The 14,739-nt window shown below is 44.3% G+C and carries 12 protein-coding genes and 1 riboswitch; of the genes, 4 read left to right on the plus strand and 8 right to left on the minus strand.

Annotation, left to right across the window (positions count from 1 at the left end; all coding sequences use genetic code 11):
• Positions 1 to 24 precede the first annotated feature (24 nt).
• The 6 genes from AACQ93_RS21430 to AACQ93_RS21455 form a co-directional block, all read right to left on the minus strand.
• Complete coding sequence (locus AACQ93_RS21430; protein WP_007465730.1) at positions 25 to 696, minus strand: response regulator transcription factor; 672 nt, start codon at positions 694 to 696, stop codon at positions 25 to 27.
• On the minus strand, positions 671 to 2,110 hold the full coding sequence (gene vxrA, locus AACQ93_RS21435) for a sensor histidine kinase VxrA (protein WP_007465727.1): 1,440 nt from the start codon (positions 2,108 to 2,110) through the stop codon (positions 671 to 673). Before vxrA ends, AACQ93_RS21430 begins: the two co-directional genes overlap by 26 nt.
• A 154-nt stretch (positions 2,111 to 2,264) precedes the next feature.
• A complete protein-coding gene (gene pntB, locus AACQ93_RS21440) occupies positions 2,265 to 3,641 on the minus strand; it encodes a Re/Si-specific NAD(P)(+) transhydrogenase subunit beta (protein ID WP_064608645.1) in 1,377 nt (458 codons plus the stop codon).
• Positions 3,642 to 3,651: 10 nt separating this feature from the next.
• A complete protein-coding gene (gene pntA / locus AACQ93_RS21445) occupies positions 3,652 to 5,208 on the minus strand; it encodes a Re/Si-specific NAD(P)(+) transhydrogenase subunit alpha (protein WP_064608648.1) in 1,557 nt (518 codons plus the stop codon).
• Between the two features lie 521 nt (positions 5,209 to 5,729).
• Positions 5,730 to 6,008: an HlyU family transcriptional regulator gene (locus AACQ93_RS21450; protein ID WP_064608651.1), complete on the minus strand. Its 279-nt coding sequence runs from the start codon at positions 6,006 to 6,008 to the stop codon at positions 5,730 to 5,732.
• A gap of 206 nt (positions 6,009 to 6,214) precedes the next feature.
• A complete protein-coding gene (locus AACQ93_RS21455) occupies positions 6,215 to 6,406 on the minus strand; it encodes a hypothetical protein (RefSeq protein ID WP_064608654.1) in 192 nt (63 codons plus the stop codon).
• Between the two features lie 267 nt (positions 6,407 to 6,673).
• On the opposite strand from AACQ93_RS21455, the gene AACQ93_RS21460 reads away from it, so the two are divergent.
• Positions 6,674 to 7,612 (plus strand): hypothetical protein, encoded by a 939-nt coding sequence (locus AACQ93_RS21460; protein WP_064608657.1) that lies wholly within the window; start codon positions 6,674 to 6,676, stop codon positions 7,610 to 7,612.
• Between the two features lie 137 nt (positions 7,613 to 7,749).
• A riboswitch (FMN riboswitch) is annotated at positions 7,750 to 7,940 on the plus strand.
• A gap of 193 nt (positions 7,941 to 8,133) precedes the next feature.
• Entirely contained in the window at positions 8,134 to 8,811 is a 678-nt protein-coding gene (gene ribB, locus AACQ93_RS21465) for a 3,4-dihydroxy-2-butanone-4-phosphate synthase (RefSeq protein WP_064608660.1), read from the plus strand.
• Positions 8,812 to 9,288: 477 nt separating this feature from the next.
• On the opposite strand, the gene AACQ93_RS21470 is transcribed toward ribB, so the two are convergent.
• The gene (locus tag AACQ93_RS21470) at positions 9,289 to 11,049 is read right to left on the minus strand and encodes a bifunctional metallophosphatase/5'-nucleotidase (RefSeq protein ID WP_064608663.1); all 1,761 of its coding nucleotides are present in this window, start codon (positions 11,047 to 11,049) and stop codon (positions 9,289 to 9,291) included.
• A gap of 316 nt (positions 11,050 to 11,365) precedes the next feature.
• On the opposite strand from AACQ93_RS21470, the gene AACQ93_RS21475 reads away from it, so the two are divergent.
• Positions 11,366 to 12,298 carry a YeeE/YedE thiosulfate transporter family protein gene (locus tag AACQ93_RS21475; protein WP_064608666.1) on the plus strand — a complete coding sequence of 311 codons (933 nt, stop codon included), beginning with the start codon at positions 11,366 to 11,368 and terminating at the stop codon, positions 12,296 to 12,298.
• A gap of 42 nt (positions 12,299 to 12,340) precedes the next feature.
• Here AACQ93_RS21475 and AACQ93_RS21480 read toward each other — a convergent pair whose 3' ends face one another.
• A complete protein-coding gene (locus AACQ93_RS21480) occupies positions 12,341 to 12,736 on the minus strand; it encodes a VOC family protein (protein WP_064608678.1) in 396 nt (131 codons plus the stop codon).
• Positions 12,737 to 12,967: 231 nt separating this feature from the next.
• On the opposite strand from AACQ93_RS21480, the gene AACQ93_RS21485 reads away from it, so the two are divergent.
• The gene (locus AACQ93_RS21485) at positions 12,968 to 14,650 is read left to right on the plus strand and encodes an ATP-dependent endonuclease (RefSeq protein ID WP_064608681.1); all 1,683 of its coding nucleotides are present in this window, start codon (positions 12,968 to 12,970) and stop codon (positions 14,648 to 14,650) included.
• Positions 14,651 to 14,739: the final 89 nt, after the last annotated feature.

The raw sequence follows: 14,739 nt of genomic DNA on the forward strand, positions 1-14,739 counted from the left end.
CACATGTATAGGAGAGCTTTCTCATTACTGTGCTGATTTCAGTCGGTAACCGACACCACGCAAAGTTTCAATTTCAATACCAGGCAATTTTTGACGCAATTGCAGGATATGCGTGTCAACGGTTCGAGTGGTTGGGTAATGGTTATAACCCCATACTTGATCCAGCAATTCATCACGAGTAAATACCCTACCCGCATGCTTTGCCAGAAATACAAGTAATTCGAATTCTGTACGAGTAAGGGTTATCTTCTCCTCTCCCTGTCTGACTTCACGACTGTCCATGTCAATAACAATATCGCCGGTCGTGATGACATTTGCGGATTTCACCTCAGGTGCAGAACCCGCGCTACGCAGGTGCAATCGAATTCGAGCCAGCAGTTCTTCTTCAGCAAATGGCTTGGTCAGGTAATCTTTTGCGCCAGAATCAAGGCCTACAACCTTATCTGTAACTGAAACCATAGCAGTCAGCAGAATAACTGGCACTTGCTTAATCTCAAGCCAGCCATTCAGGTAATCAAGCGAGTCACCCTCGGGTAACTGGCGGTCTAAAACAACCAAATCTGCACCCGACCATAAATCGGCTACTTTTGTTGCACAGTCAGCATACAGGCATTCATAACCTGCATCCCTCAAGCTCTCGAGTAAACCATCAGCAAGGTTGCGGTCATCTTCAACCAGAAGCAGAGTTTGATTCACACGGTATCTCCAAAATAAATGTTGTCGGCGGGCCGATTAGCTTCATTCGTCCCCCCATTCTCCGAATCATCGATTCAACGATTGTAAGACCAAGCCCTAGGCCTTTTTCACTAACAAAGGGCTTTCTCAATCTTGCCCAGTCTTTCGAACCAAGCTGGCCTTTATCTTCAACTCTTACAATCAGTTTTCCGTCGTTGAATGATGAAGTTAATTTAATAGGTGCTTTGCCGTACTTCTGTGCATTAGATAATAAATTATCAATACAAGTTCCCAGCCAATAGATATTTACCTTCACTGACCGATCATCGCTGAGCTGTAACGATACATCGTAGGGCTCACTTAAATATTCAACCCACTCATTAAAAGAGTCAACCTGTTGAACACTTAGTTCTTGTTGGTTTGCCTGAAGGTAATCTTTACTCGCTTCAGCAAGCTGGCGCAGACGGCGAGAATCTTCCGTCAAGCGCCGAAATTCATCGTATAAGCTCTCAGGTAACGCATCAAAATGACGCCTGAAACCTTCAACTGTCATGCCCAGGCTGGCAATTGGAGTACGAAGTTCATGTGTAAGGATTTGCAGAACAAGCATCCGCTCTTGCATGGCCCGTCGGCGAATACGCCAGCGGTAAACACTCCAACCAATCAACAAGGCCACGTTGACGACCAGCAAACCAACAAGAAGATAAAACATCAGATGGGACTGATCTTCTTTTTCCCAACAGATATTCCCGCTTTTAACCAGACAAAAATCCGTTTGCTTCAGACGTGTAAAGTTCACATCATACTGGTTCAGAACAAAAGCCCATGTTGGCTGGTCGTAAACATTGTATTCATTACCGTTCCGTATCCACAGCTCGCCATTCGAGATAAACGCTTCAGCGCCAGCAATATAAACATGAATTTCTTCATTGCTCATACGCTGCAGGCGACCGAGTATTGAATTAGTCGGTGCCAGCTCTCGCTCCTGGATGTGAAGGTATCTTTCCAAATCTTCAACCGCATCAGGGTGTTTCTCAAGATAACGAACTGCATAACTGCCGCCGCCTGGATGAATATATCCGGCTCGGACAAACCACCCTTTTGGCAGGATCGTGTTATTACAGATCGCTCTTGTGAAAACAACCGGTTGAGTAACCAGCGGGCTTACCGGCCACGGACCTTTACAGGTAATCGCATTTTTATAAAGGCGTTTGAGCGATTTAAGCGGATAAACTGCCGATTGCGGCAATAAGCTGGAAGGTAACAGTAAAGGATTGGGAAAACGACTTTGCAGCTTTCTGAAATCGTATGTCGCTAAAGGTTCGCTGTTGAGCAGCTCTGCACGTACAGATCTTAAACGCTCCGGCAAATTATCAGCCTCGGCATGACAGACTCCGGAGAGCAACAGCGATATTAATAAAACATACTTTTTCATGAGCAAAGTGTATCACTCAATTGGTCGTTAATGTCAGAAAATTGTCATTAGTTTAAGACATTTACAGTGAAAGCACCAAAGGCTAAAGGTGAAATGAGAAGAAAAAGAAAGGGAGCCAACTGGCTCCCTCTATTAGATTACAGCAAACTCTGTATTAAAGGTGTTCAAGAATCTTGTTACAAGACTCTTTAGCATCACCGAACAGCATTTGTGTATTTTCTTTGAAGAACAATGGGTTCTGTACGCCAGCGTAACCAGTGTTCATTGAACGCTTAAATACGATAACATGTTTTGAGTTCCACACTTCAAGAACCGGCATACCCGCAATTGGGCTATTTGGATCTTCCAAAGCAGCCGGGTTAACCGTATCGTTCGCACCGATAACCAGAACTACATCGGTTTCTTCGAAGTCATCGTTGATTTCGTCCATTTCCAGAACGATATCATATGGAACTTTTGCTTCAGCCAGTAGAACGTTCATGTGGCCTGGCAGACGACCCGCAACAGGGTGAATACCGAAACGAACGTTAACGCCTTTGCTGCGTAGCTTGTCAGTGATCTCATGTACAGGGTACTGAGCCTGAGCTACTGCCATACCATATCCAGGAGTGATGATTACAGAGCGTGCACCTTTCAGCATTTCTGCCACTTCTTCAGCAGATGCTTCGTAGTGTTCACCCTGCTCTTCACCTGTTGCTGCTGAGCTGCCGTCTGTACCAAAGCCACCGGCAATAACGCTGATGAATGAACGGTTCATAGCCTTACACATAATGTAAGAAAGGATTGCACCTGAAGAACCAACCAATGCACCAGTTACGATTAGCAGGTCGTTTGCCAGCATGAAACCAGCCGCCGCTGCTGCCCATCCAGAGTATGAGTTCAACATTGAAACAACAACCGGCATATCAGCACCACCGATTGAAGCAACCAGGTGGTAACCGAATGCAAATGCAATCAGTGTTACAATGATCAGAGCAAACATTGAACCTTCAGCGTTAACGAACATCACCATTAGCAGCAATGATACGATAACAGCAACCAGATTCAGCTTATGACGGTGTGGCAGCATCAGTGGCTTAGATGAAATCACACCACGCAACTTACCGAACGCCACAACAGAACCGGTGAAGGTTACAGCACCGATGAATACACCAAGGAAAATTTCAACAAGGTGGATATTCAGCATAGCGCCAGTCAGTTCACCGTGATCCAGGAAGGTGTTGAAACCAACCAGTACCGCAGCCATACCAACAAAGCTGTGAAGAATTGCCACAAGTTCTGGCATTTCTGTCATTTCAACTTTCTTAGCGAAGTGGATACCGATTGCACCACCGATGATCATCGCAAGGATAACCCAGGCTGTGCCCTGAGCTTCAGGACCAAAGATAGTCGCGAAAAGGGCAATTGCCATACCGGCAATACCATAATAGTTACCTGCTCGCGCTGTTTCCTGCTTGGAAAGTCCCGCAAGAGACATGATAAATAGTACTGCAGCAACAATGTATGCCGCTTGTACGATACCTGCAGACATGTGTTACTCCTTATTTATCTTTACGGAACATTTCAAGCATCCGTTTGGTGACGGTAAAGCCACCGAAGATGTTGATACTTGCGATCAATACAGCTATGAACGACAGGAAGGTAACAATACCAATTCCATGGCCAATCTGTAGCAAAGCACCAACAATGATGATGCCTGAGATAGCATTAGTTACGGACATCAAAGGAGTATGCAGGGCATGGGTAACGTTCCAGACAACGTAATAGCCCACCACACATGCCAGAGCAAATACAGTGAAGTGCGACAGGAACTCAGCAGGCGCATAGTTCGCGATCCAGCCGAATACTGCAACACCGGCAGCCATCAGACCATATTTCTTCACAGGTGAAGCCGGCGCTTCTTCAACGACTGCTGGCTGTTCAGGCTCTGGTGCTGGTTGTTGTGGTTCAGCAGACACCTTAATTGGTGGAGCCGGCCAAGTAACCTCGCCTTCTTTAATAACAGTTAGACCACGCAGAACTTCATCTTCGAAGTCGATATCGATGTTGCCGTCTTTCTCTTTACAAAGCAGCTTCATCAGGTTTACAAGGTTGGTACCATAAAGCTGAGAAGACTGAGTTGGCAGGCGACCTACCATATCGGTGTAACCGATAATCTTCACGCCGTTTTCTGTAGTAACAACTTTGTCAGCCTCAGTGTACTCACAGTTACCACCGTTTGCAGCAGCAAGGTCAACAATCACACTACCCGCCTTCATTGAATCAACCATTTCTTTGGTGACCAATTTCGGAGCAGGACGACCCGGAATCAAAGCAGTCGTGATGATGATATCAACATCTTTAGCCTGCTCTGCGTACAGACGCTCAGCAGCTTTGTTGAACTCATCAGACATTTCTTTCGCGTAACCGTCACCTGTGCTTGTGTCTTCCTTGAAATCAACTTCAAGGAATTCAGCACCCATTGACTCAACCTGCTCTTTTACTTCAGGACGAACGTCAAATGCGCGAACAATCGCACCAAGGCTTCCGGCAGCACCGATTGCAGCCAAACCAGCAACACCAGCACCTGCAACCATCACTTTAGCTGGTGGAACTTTACCGGCAGCTGTAATCTGGCCGGTAAAGAAGCGGCCAAATTCGTGAGCAGCTTCGACAACAGCACGATAACCGGCGATGTTTGCCATTGAACTCAAAGCATCAAGAGCCTGTGCTCTTGAAATACGTGGTACTGAGTCCATCGCCATTACGTTGATGTTTTTGCCTGACAGTTTTTCCAGCAACTCAGGATTCTGAGCTGGCCAGATAAAGCTAACAAGGCTTGCGCCTTCTTTGATCAAATCAAATTCATCAACACCCGTTTTGTCATTTACCAGGGGAGCGTTAACTTTCAGAATTAAATCTGATTGCCACACATCCTCAACCGAAACAACAGTCGCACCAGCGGCTTCATATGCTGCATCATCAAAGCTTGCTTCAATACCTGCACCATGTTCGACAGCAACGCTGAACCCCATTTTTAAAAGCTGCTCTACCGTTTTAGGTGTTGCAGCGACTCGCGTTTCGTTCGCGAGTATCTCTTTTGGCACACCAATTTGCATTATTATTCCCTGAATATTGGCAAAGAAGTAACAATTTTGTATCCAACCCACTCAGTAAGATCAAGCACTTTGTAGGAATAAAACAAAATTATTTAACATACACGCTGTTATTGACAGCAGATGTTACCTTCTATCAGTAATAAAAGAACGTTTTTAGCATGTGGACAGAGGTCAAACCTCGAATAAAACTGACAAAATACGTACGATCAGGCACATAAATAACCAATTAATTCGAATTCAACCAACTTATTGTCCAAAACGGACGCCCTGAGCAGTCAGTGCTTCCGCTTCAAATGCATCAAGAAGAGATGTTGTAGTGAACCCGGAATGGTAGTCAGAAAACCCATCTTTCCCTGATGAATCTGATACCAATAAGAATAAGCACTTAAGTTATTGATTCCTGCTTATCCCGATTGATATTTCTTGTAACTACTTCTCAATAGTTGTACCTGCCATGATCATGAGAAAATATACCGGCGGCAGGTGCCGGTATAGTTTAGAAAACTGTCGTTCTGCAATTTTTAACGGAACATGTCATCGCCAGTCTGCTTAATAAACATCTTAGCTTTCTCTAACATGAAGTTTTCCGCATCTTGTTTAGAGGCCAATAAATCCGAACGGATAAATGTATGAGTCTTCATCTCACCGTCGATTTCTTTACATATGCGGCCAGCAATACGGTACTGACCACCTTCTGCTATAGGCTCCGGATAAATCAGGTAACCTTCGTATTCAACAGGTTCAACCTCAACCGCTTTGGTTTCTTTACCTAATCCAAATAGTTTTGAGAAAAAGCCCACTTAATTTATCTCCGTGCCTCATACACATACGACATGATAATGCCATATCCGATATGTAAATAATTAAACCTGGGTAAAATTATGAGGAAAAAAACAATAAAATCATAGCTGTAAAGCGGCGAATTGCTTCAGATAAGTTTTATTAGCGCAAAAAAAACGCTGGCATCAGCCAGCGTCTTCTTTATGTCCGGTGTTCAATATACTGCTTATCGATAGATTCCGATGTCCTTTTGTAGGTGAACCGGAAGATCCGATACATTGTACTGTTTTGGTACTTTACGAGCGCCAAAGAGAATATCCAATGCGTGTGCAATCAATCCTTTGATGTTAACCGCATAGGCTTTTTTCTCCATTGCGGCGTTATGTGCGATGGTATCAAAATTCATTGCCTGTGCCATGATTGCCTCTCATTTTGTTGTATTTATGAACTGAGGCAATTTTATCCGGTTAATATTTCCGCAAAAAATGACAATATTTAGATGTCAATATTAGTTTTTCTTATGTGTTAATCGATAGTTAACCGCCATACTCTTTTAGCGCTTAAAACGACATTAACAATGAATAATTTCTCCGATTAAAGCTGTGCTTAGTGCATACTCTTGTTTTGCTTGCAATCCAACGCATTGGTACGCAACAATGATGCAACATAAGCAAGAGTGAAAATTATGATCAGCCTCTTATCTAAGCATTCCTCAACCTTACTTATTGTTGCAGCTATTCTAGGCTTTCTTTTTCCAGATACCTCGTTCGCCCTATTCCCTGTATTGCCCTATATTCTGTTCTTTCTTATGCTTTTTACCCTTTTGGGTATGCCACAAGCATTGCTGGTTAAGCAGCTGTTCAATCGCGAAATCTGGCTGTACGCACTTTTCCATTCAGCGTTGCTTACTCTGATAAGCTGCTCTGTTGCTATGTTATTAAACGCCAGCCCGGAGTTGCTTCTTGCTATAGCAGGTGTTGCTGCAACAGGCTCGCTGTTCGCCACACCTGCTATTGCCCGTTCTGTAGGCCTTGATGCATTAAAAGCCATGGCAATGACAATTGCCTCAACCTTATTAATGCCGATCATACTTTGTATCAACCTGATAGTTTTCCAGGACGAGCATTTCACACTAGACATGCAGAGTTATCTCCAGCGGTTGGTAATCTTTATCTTTGGCCCTATGCTGTTCTCAGCCCTTTGCTACAGGTTTATTCCACATCACCTATTGCATCGCGTACACGGCAAACTCTCGCAAGTCACGATTATTCTCGTACTGGCTTTTCCATTCGGGTTAATCGGGCCTTTCCGGGAGGTTTTCAATAATTCGCTCACTGATGGTTTCTTTTTCTTATTGATTGGGTTGGTTATCTGCGGTTTGTATTTTTTTGCAGGTTATCTTTGTTACCGTCGTGCAGGCCTTGATCAGAGTTTACTTGCTGCTGTTACGTCGGCAAATCGAAATGTATTACTGACATTTACTGTCGCCGGAAGCTATCTTGGCCCTGACTATCTCGTCCTGATGGGTGCTCTGCAATTACCTACTTATTGCCTTCCTCTTTTTGTCAAAAACCTCTATAAATTCACCGGAAAAATGGATGATAGCCAATCAATAAATAATTAACTCAAGAGTCGACATCACAAAGCATAATTCCTCTTCGCCACTGAACACAAAACAAACAATCTGCTCGTAATTTCAAATTTGTGATACGAAATCAACTCTTTCTCTTGCGTCTAGATGTTGATTTACCTAAGATTTCCAAGAATTCTCAGGGCGGGGTGAAATTCCCCACCGGCGGTAGTTCGAAATAGATCATATAAAAATGGCTTATTTTGAAAAGCCCGCGAGCGCTTAACTAATTTCAAGTTAGTTAAGGTCAGCAGATCTGGTTCAGTGCTTTTTTGCATGATTCCAGAGCCGACGGTTATAGTCCGGATGAAAGAGGATCAGTGGGGATCATGCCGATCTCTTGCTTTTTAAAACACAGTAGAAATGCTATATCTGAACTCAGGTTATAGCTTATACGCATAGCGTTCTCGTTATATATCCTGACGAGTAATACTGTGAAGCTATTTCAGCCTTGCTGAAACGCTGTCATTCCATGCCCTGATTCTGGTATTTTTTTATTTGGAGTATCTATTACCATGAATCAGTCTCTACTAGCCCCATACGGTACACCTTTCGAACGAGTTGAAGCAGGCCTGAACGCAATTCGCAATGGTCGTGGTGTTCTTGTTGTTGACGATGAAGATCGTGAAAATGAAGGCGATATCATTTTTGCCGCAGAAACACTGACTCCTGAACAAATGGCAATCATGATCCGCGAATGCTCAGGCATCGTATGCCTTTGCCTAACCGAAGAGCGTGTTCAGCAGCTTGATCTGCCTATGATGGTTGAAAACAACACCAGCGCAAACCAAACAGGCTTCACTGTAACCATTGAGGCAGCAGAAGGTGTAACAACCGGCGTTTCCGCAGCAGACCGCGTAACAACTATTAAAGCGGCTATCGCTGACGATGCGAAGCCATCTGATCTGAACCGCCCTGGTCATGTATTTCCGCTTAAAGCAAATCCTGAGGGTGTTCTAGCTCGTCGTGGTCACACAGAAGCGACTATTGATCTGATGCGCCTTTCCGGCCTGAAGCCTTACGGTGTACTGTGTGAGCTGACTAACCCGGATGGCACAATGGCTCGCCTGCCGGAGGTTATTGAGTTCGGTAAGAAATTCGATATGCCAGTTCTTACAATTGAAGATCTTGCGGCTTACCGCCTGGCAAATGAAGTAGCAAATACTGAGCAAGCAGAAAGTATTTCAGCATAATCAAGCATCAAAAAAGCCGAGAATTATCTCGGCTTTTTAAATACTCATAGTTTTTCCAACCTGCTTTACACAGGAACTTCGGATGAATAACAGCATTAAAATACTTCTTTGTTTAATTTTGATGTTATACGCCAACAGCCGGCATAAAGTAAATCAACGCAGTCCACGCTGAAACCCAACCAGTAACCATTGCAACATCTATCCAATCTCTGCTCATCTTACCCTCTCTACACAATTTCATTTCCGACTTATATTTAATATCGACAGGTTTGGAATAACCTTTAGTTTATTTTTACATAGAGTAAGAGCTGTTTCTGATTTATAGCGATATATGAGACAAGCGTTCAAAAAAACAAAAGAAGCGCCATTAATTCGACGCTTCTTTTTCGTTTTTTGTCATTTGATTGACGAATGTAATGACGAGTTAAGAATATTTATATTAATACTCTCGCTATATTTAACTCATTATCACTTTATTCAGGCTACCACCTGTTGTTCACATCCACACGGAATATAAGAGACCAAAGCATTTGATGGTGCTGACAATGTTTCAACCGTTTTAGCATAACGCTCAAAAGCTTCTGCCATGGTTACATTTAACGCTTTAGGTTCTACAACACAATCAAGCAATGCATCATATCCTTCTTTGCCCGTCGCTGTGTAACCTGACGAAATCGAGGTATAAACCGCATCATCATCCACGTCAACCCAATGACCGCCTTTGAAAGTCTGCAAGTCTTCAATTCTGGCTCCGGGCTCGGAGCAACAACGATAGGTATATTTCAGATTAGAGGTGTATGGGAAACTACCACTACCGGTTCCTTCTACCCCGTTATCAATCGCATTGTTAATTGCGCCTTCAAGAGCCTCTCGGACACGTTTACCTTTTACCTGATAAACCATTAGCCCGATAGCAAAAGGCAGCAGCTTACCGGCAATATCCGCTGACGTTAACGGCCCGGGATTCAGAGATGCCCTTACGCCACCAGCATTATGGATGGCAAAATCGACATCATACCCCATCTGACGCCCCTGCCAGACAAAACTGTCAACCACCAGCGGTGCAATCTGACTACCGCCACGATGGTCCGGAATACGCACATGACGCAAAGGCTCAGCAGCTTCAGCAATATGCTGTGTCTGGAGTTCACGAACACGCGGACGATATTCCGTGTTCAGCATATTTTCAATAATCGGATCTTTGGTACAGAAACGGATATTATCCTGCTGCTTCAGATACGATTTCACTGCGTCGTGGCTATCATCATCCAGATGTTCACTGCGGCTGGCATCAACTGTGAACTGACGCCCCAGCAATAACTGGTTCACACCACCGGCATTTTCAACTGTACCATCAGCATTAAAATCAAGCTCAAGCTGCCCCAGAGCCAGTGCATTACATCCGGCCTGGACGACACAAGTACCTTCAACCATAGTTGCGTAGGAATCAGTGACACCGTAACCAATATTACTAAAGTCACCCTGCATGGTATGAGTGTGACCACCAATAATCGCCCCCAAGCCATCAACCTGTGCTGCAAGCTCTAGATCACGGTCATATCCTAAATGGCTAAGAAGAACAATTTTATTAATGCCCTGCTTTTGAATCGCATCAACCGTGCTTTTAGCGACATCAACTACTTTCAAAAAGCTTGTGTCCGGATCCGGATTGGCGATACCCGCCATGTTCTCAATTGCCAGTCCGAATACAGCAACAGGCTCTCCAGCAACATCTTTTACAATGAATCGACCATGACCAGCTTCATTATTAAAAGCATACACATTGTGTTTATCACGTAGTGGATTCGGCTTGCTCTGATCTTCGTCGGCGAGATTCCAGTTAGCCACAAGCAGAGGGAAATTGGCCTGATCCATAAAATCAGCCACAATCCCGTTCCCCATATCCAGCTCATGATTTCCTAATGCCATTGCTTCTACGCCAATCGCATTCAGCATTTTTGCATTAGCCAGACCTTTATATAAAGAGAAGAACAATGTGCCCTGGAAACAGTCACCAGCATGAACAAACATAAACTCACGCCCTTTCAGGTGAGCCTGTCGTTTAACATCCTTTACCGCCGACGACACACGCGAAAAGCCTCCGCAGCTGGCATAAACAGAGGTTTCCGTATCAAGAACCTCATCAGGCAGCGACAAAGAGATAGAAGACGGCTCAAAGTGTGAGTGTGTGTCATTAATGTGTGCGAAAGTGATTTTCGCCGGGCGATGGTATGTCATAAAACTCTGATGTTCCTCAGTAACGCGGTGTTATCTAAATCTATTCCTATATGATTTAAGTCACATTGCTTGCAGTTCATTTCTCTAGGTTAAACCCAAAATGTGATTTAAAACAACACCTAAAATTGATTTTACATTCTTCAGCTCGATTTTATTTTGCTAATTCAGTAGTAAAGCCTGAATATGAATGCCAATCACACCTCTACATGAGCTACACAGAATGTACTGCTAATCTATCTGTGACGCGACTCTTCAGAGGTCACTTAGGTATATAGTATTTAATACAACTTCACGACAGATTCATTACAAACGACAAATGATTTCCTATCTGTACCCCGTCATTCTGGCATTTTTTGTCGGCGCACTCGCACAAAAAACAGGATTATGTATGGTCAGAGGCGTTCAAGAGCTACTGGCTAAAAGGCCAGGATTTCTTGCCACTATCTTATGTTGCGGCTTTTGGATCTGGTTGATTCCATTTTCACAATACAATGAAAGTATCTCAATGACCTTAAGCAGATATGCTGCCAATATACCTGTCGCCATTGGAGGCTTGCTCTTTGGCCTGGGCGCAGCACTCAATAAAGGCTGCTCTATCTCAACCATTTCCAAACTGTCAAAAGGCCATATTTATATGTTTGCCACGGTTCTCGGCTGGATATGCGGCTGGTGTTTCCTTGCATCCATGTCATTTGCTATTGAATACAAGCACCTTTCACCCGTTATGGACCCGTCTATGACTGTTACGGTTCTTCTCTTCGTACTTATCGCTCTGATATTTTTCCGGATCCCTCCTCAAAGAAGACCAATATTACTTGGCATCCTTTTATTTGGCGTAATCGCCAGCATTCTGACTTATCAACTTCCCGAATGGTCTCCAAGCCAATTGCTCAAAGATATCACAGCAGCCGGAGTACATGGTGAAAGTGAGAAGTGGCCGTCCTTTCAACGCTACCTCACCATAGTGGGATTAATTACAGGAATGGCTATCAGCGCAAAAGAACGCCTGTCATTGAAATCTTACGAACTGAGACCAAAACAGTTAATCAGCCATCTTTTTGCCGGAATTATAATGGGAATCGGTGCTTCTTTGGCTTTAGGAGGAAACGACTCCCAACTCCTTGTTGCCCTGCCTTCATTTTCTCCAGCCGGTGCTATTGCCATCTTCAGCATGATTATCGGAATTATTGGCGGGATCTTTTTAAGGAGAGTTATCAGTCACCGCAGGGAAAAGAATGTACTGCGGTGACGACTGATTATCTGTGAGTCACGCAGATAACCTTATAGCTGCTTACTGGTAACGACCGTGACGCTGCAGAAATTCAATCTTGTAACCGTCAGGATCCTGAACAAAGAAGAACTTTGCCAGTAACTGACCATCACGGAAGAATTCTTTGATTTCAGCTGGTTCATATCCAAAACCAACCAGTTTCTCGTGTTCTGCTTCAAGATCATCAACTGCGACTGCAAGGTGACCATAACCAGAACCGTGAGTATAAGCTTCTTCAGTGCCTTCGTTCCAGGTCAGCTCCAGCTCCATATCGTTTTCTTCATTACGAAGGTAAACCAGGCTGAAACCTTCAAAATCCAAGCGCTCAGCAATATCAAGTTCCAATGCTTCTTTATAAAATTTCAACGACTTATCTAGGTCCACTACACGAACCATTGAGTGGATAATCTTAGCCATCTGACGTCTCCTGTCTTTTCATCGTTTTTGTCCGGGTGTTCAGCTAACTGCAAAGCTTAGATTTGAACCCAGCAATTTTAGTCACGGGAATATAGCAATCACATCTGACGACCTCAACCTTTTCATGAATCGCCATTTTGTCATTAAGTATCAATAGCTTCTTACCGTTCTGTGATATCGGCATACCCATCCAGAACTTAGGTACTGTAATCTTAATATCAGAGGTGAGATATGCTGCTAAAACGAATTGAAGTATCAGGCTTCAGAGGAATAAAACGCTTGTCGCTGACATTCGATGAGCTGACCGTGTTAATCGGTGAAAACGCGTGGGGTAAGTCATCCTTACTCGATGCGCTCAGTATTGCCCTTTCCCCTGATGCCCATTTTTATAATTTCAAATTTTCTGATTTTCATGTCGACTATGCTGCCGGGCATGAAAAAATGGCTCAACTCCAAATCGTTATCCACTTTTGTGAAGATTACCCAGGAGAACATAACGCCCGCCGTTACAAAGCCTTTACACCGCTTTGGGTTGATGGTGAAGACGCCGCAAAGGAGCTGTATTATCAGATAAACAGTATCGTGAAAGACGATAAAATCATCACTCACCGTTCGTTTCTTGATAACAACGGCAAAATCATTCATTGCCCCGATACAGACAGAATAGCTAAACAGTTAATGACGCTGCACCCGATTGTTCGCATTCGTGATGCACGCCGCCTGAGGCGAGAAGCTTATAACGGAAACGGTAATGGCAATGGAAAGAATGGTAACGGCAACGGTAAAAGCGACCGTGACAACAGTGAGAATGCCCGGATTCAACGCAGGCTTGATAACACCTGTCAGCGGCTGATGACCCGCCCCGGACATGTCAGCTCAGATGAAATAAAAAGCAGCATTAACGCGCTGCGAACCCTAGTGGATCACTATTTCGCATTTGCTCCTCATAATCGCCCATCACAGTTTAACCGTGTCCATTTTCCAAGCTGGGCGCAATATACGAAAAATCCACTGGAGCAACTGACGCAGCCACACATGACCAAACAGGCCCGGTTAATTTTAATGGGGTTGCTTAATGCTTTTATCCGCGCCCGTGGCCCGGTAGAGCTGAAACGGCTTGCGCGTCCTATCATGATTCTGGAAGACCCCGAAGGCCGTTTGCATCCTACGTTACTACAACAGGCATGGACATTTATCTCTAACATGCCGATGCAGAAAATTCTGACCACCAACAGCTCCGATCTGACATCTGTGGTGCCGTTGCAATCAATCAACAAGCTCATCCGTGAACCGGACCGGACGCACGTCTATAACATCAGCCCCCGCATGCTGTCACGTGATGAAGAACGACGCGTCGCTTTCCATGTCCGTCTTCATCGCCCTAATGCCCTGTTTGCCCGCGCCTGGCTGCTGGTCGAAGGTGAAACAGAAGTCTGGCTGTTTAATGAATTTGCCCGAATCTGTGGCTATAACCTGGCCGCAGAAGGCGTGCAAATCATTGAGTTTGCCCAAAGTGGACTGCGACCTCTGATCAAAGTAGCCAGAGGATTAGGTATAGAATGGCATTTAGTCGCTGACGGTGATCTGGCCGGAAAGAAATACGCTGAAACAGTCCGCCACCTGTTAGGAAATGATGCAGAACGACACCGCCTTACAGTACTGCCTTGCAGAGACATCGAACACTTTTTATTTAAACACGGTTTTGAGCCTCTGTTCCGCAAATTAGCCAGTATCCCACATGACAGTCCGGTAACACCGAAGAAAATTATTGCCCGCGCCCTTAAGCGTCATGCCAAGCCGGATGTCGCATTAGCAATTGTTGAATTTACTGATGAAGAAAATGTTGAAGAAATTCCGGTACTGCTGCGTTGGATTTTAAAACGAATTGTCGTTATGTCCCGAGGCGTCAGTTAATTATTATTCTCTTTTTAATTGCATGACAATTTAAGTAAAACAACGCTCGGCATTCCCATCAAGAATACCGAGTTCACATTTTCAAAATA

Origin of the sequence: Photobacterium sp. J15 (genome assembly GCF_963870815.1) — a bacterium.
GTDB classification, from domain to species: Bacteria; Pseudomonadota; Gammaproteobacteria; order Enterobacterales; family Vibrionaceae; genus Photobacterium; species Photobacterium marinum.